Source organism: Erwinia sp. (assembly GCF_031978025.1).
Classification (GTDB): domain Bacteria; phylum Pseudomonadota; class Gammaproteobacteria; order Enterobacterales; family Enterobacteriaceae; genus Erwinia.
Genome location: NZ_DALZCD010000349.1, coordinates 1 through 2,680, shown reverse-complemented (window position 1 = coordinate 2,680; position 2,680 = coordinate 1). Strand labels below are relative to the sequence as shown.

The 2,680-nt window shown below is 55.6% G+C and carries 2 protein-coding genes; both read left to right on the top strand.

Features of this window, described 5'->3' with window-relative positions; translation table 11 throughout:
* Positions 1-114: 114 nt before the first annotated feature.
* A complete protein-coding gene (bcsQ, locus tag RTK32_RS19940) occupies positions 115-912 on the top strand; it encodes a cellulose biosynthesis protein BcsQ (protein WP_312046993.1) in 798 nt (265 codons plus the stop codon).
* 79 nt (positions 913-991) lie between these two features.
* Positions 992-2,680, top strand: a 1,689-nt coding sequence (gene bcsA, locus RTK32_RS19935) for a UDP-forming cellulose synthase catalytic subunit (protein ID WP_312046992.1), incomplete at its 3' end; no start/stop codon positions are given.

Below are 2,680 nucleotides of genomic sequence, written 5' to 3'. Positions count from 1 at the left end.
GACCAATCAGGAAGCACGCTTTAAACCGTTGTTCAGCGTTTCCGGCGCCCGCACGGTAGAAAAAGCCTTACCGAAAGAGACATTGCTACAACCCCTGCTGGAGAAAATTGCCTCATGCCGTTAGTTTGTGTTTGTTCTCCAAAAGGGGGCGTGGGCAAGACCACTCTGGCCGCCAACCTGGCCTACACGCTGGCGCGTGGCGGCAGCAAGGTGCTGGCGATCGATTTCGATGTGCAGAACGCCCTGCGCCTGCACTTTGGCGTACCGCTCTCCGACGGACGCGGTTTCGTGGCGAAATCGGCAGAGTCGCCGGACTGGAGTCAGGCGATCCTGACCACCGGCGGGAATATTTTCGTGCTGCCGTACGGCGACGTGTCGGAAGAGCAACGAGTTGAATTTGAAAGTAATCTTGCCAGCGATCCCAACTTTCTCGCCCGGGGACTGCAAACCGTCCTCAACTATCCCGGCCTGATTATCGTGGCGGATTTTCCACCTGGCCCGGGCCCCGCCCTAAAGGCCATGACCGATCTTGCCGATTTACATCTTGTGGTGATGCTGGCGGATACCGCTTCGCTGTCGCTACTGCCGCAGATTGAAAACGAAAAGATGATCGGCGGTGCGCTTAATCACAAAGCTGGCCATTTCTTCGTGCTTAACCAGAGCGACAGCCGCCGCAATATCAGCCGTGACGTGACGGCCTTTATGCAGCAGCGGCTGGAGGACAGGCTGCTTGGCGTGGTGAATCGCGATGAAAGCGTCGCGGAAGCGAATGCATCACAGCAATCGATATTTGATTTCAGCCCGGTTTCCGCGGCCGCTTTTGATATCGAGCTGGTGGGCAAAAGGGTTGCCGCGCTATTGCATATTAAAGTCGGCGACGGCGAGCTGCAGGCACCCCTGACCTCGCGCTAAGACGACCAACCGTTCGATACCTGTTAGTCCGGGGCGCTGCTGCGCTCCGCTACTCTTCGTTTTGTTTTCAGGATGACTTATGAAAAAAGTCCTGTATTACCTGCAGCTGCTGATATTATTTCCGCTGGCCGCAGTGATTGTTATCACGCCAATGGACAGCCAGAAGCAATATATTTTTGGCCTGATCGGCATCGCCATTCTTTTTGTATTGGGCCTCAGCAAGAGCCATAAAATCTCTCTGGTGATGGTGTTCCTTTCGGCATTGATGTCAACGCGCTATATATACTGGCGCGCCACGGAAACGCTGGCTTTTAATTCCGAGATCGAGGCGATTCTGGGCATCGGCTTATTTATTGCTGAACTTTATGTCTGGGTGATTTTGCTTTTAGGCTATTTGCAAACCTCATGGCCGTTAAAAAGAACCATTGAGCCGATGCCCGAGGATATCAGCCTGTGGCCTACCGTCGATATTTATGTGCCGAGCTATAACGAAAGCCTGGATGTGGTGCGCGACACCGTACTGGCCGCGCAGTGCATTGATTATCCACGCGACAAGCTGAAAATCTATCTGCTGGATGACGGCAAGCGCAGCGAGTTCGCCGTTTTTGCCGCCGATGTTGGCGTGGGCTACATTACGCGCGATGACAACCGCCACGCCAAAGCGGGTAACCTGAACCACGCGATGACTATCACCAAAGGCGAGCTGATTACCGTCTTTGACTGCGACCACGTGGCGACCCGCACATTCCTGCAGGCCACCGTGGGGCCTTTCCTGAAAGACCCTAAGCTGGCGCTGCTGCAAACCCCGCACTATTTCTATTCGCCGGATCCTTTCGAGCGTAACTTAAAAGCCGCGCGCAAAATCCCGAACGAAGGCGCCCTTTTCTATGGTCCGGTTCAACAGGGTAACGATAACTGGAACGCCACCTTCTTTTGCGGCTCCTGTGCGGTTATCCGCCGCAGCGCGCTGGAAGAGATCGGCGGCTTCGCTACCGAAACCGTGACTGAAGATGCGCATACTGCCCTGAAAATGCAGCGTCGCGGCTGGAAATCCGCTTTCCTGGCGTTACCGCTGGCCGCCGGTCTGGCTACCGAACGTTTGGGTCTGCATATCATTCAGCGTACCCGCTGGGCGCGAGGCATGACGCAGATTTTCCGTGTGGATAATCCGCTGCTGGGGCGCGGTCTGAACTGGCAGCAGCGCCTGTGCTACCTGAACGCCATGCTGCACTTTCAGTTTGGCCTGCCGCGCGTAATCTTCCTGACCGCACCGCTGGCTTACCTGCTGTTTAACCTGAATATCATTCATTCTTCTGCCAGCCTGATTTTTGCCTACGTGCTGCCGCACCTGGTGATGTCGCTGTACGTTAACTCCAGGATGAACGGGCGTTTCCGCGCGACCTTCTGGGGCGAGATCTACGAAACGGTAATGGCTTTCCATCTGGTTATCCCTACGTTGCTGACCATGGTTTCGCCGAAGCACGGCAAATTTAACGTCACGGACAAGGGCGGCCTGCTGAATACCGGCTTCTTCGACTTTAACATCGTCCGGCCGCACGTTATCTGCGCCGCGCTGCTGCTGGCGGGTGTGGTTAGCGGCATCGTTCGCGCCGCCGCGCATAATTATTTTGGCGTCGATCCTTACGTTATCGCGCTTAACGTCGGCTGGGCGCTGTTCAGCCTGGTTATCCTGATGGCGGCTATAGCCGTGGCGCGGGAAACCAAACAGACGCGCAAAACCATCCGTATCGACGTCAACATTCCGGTG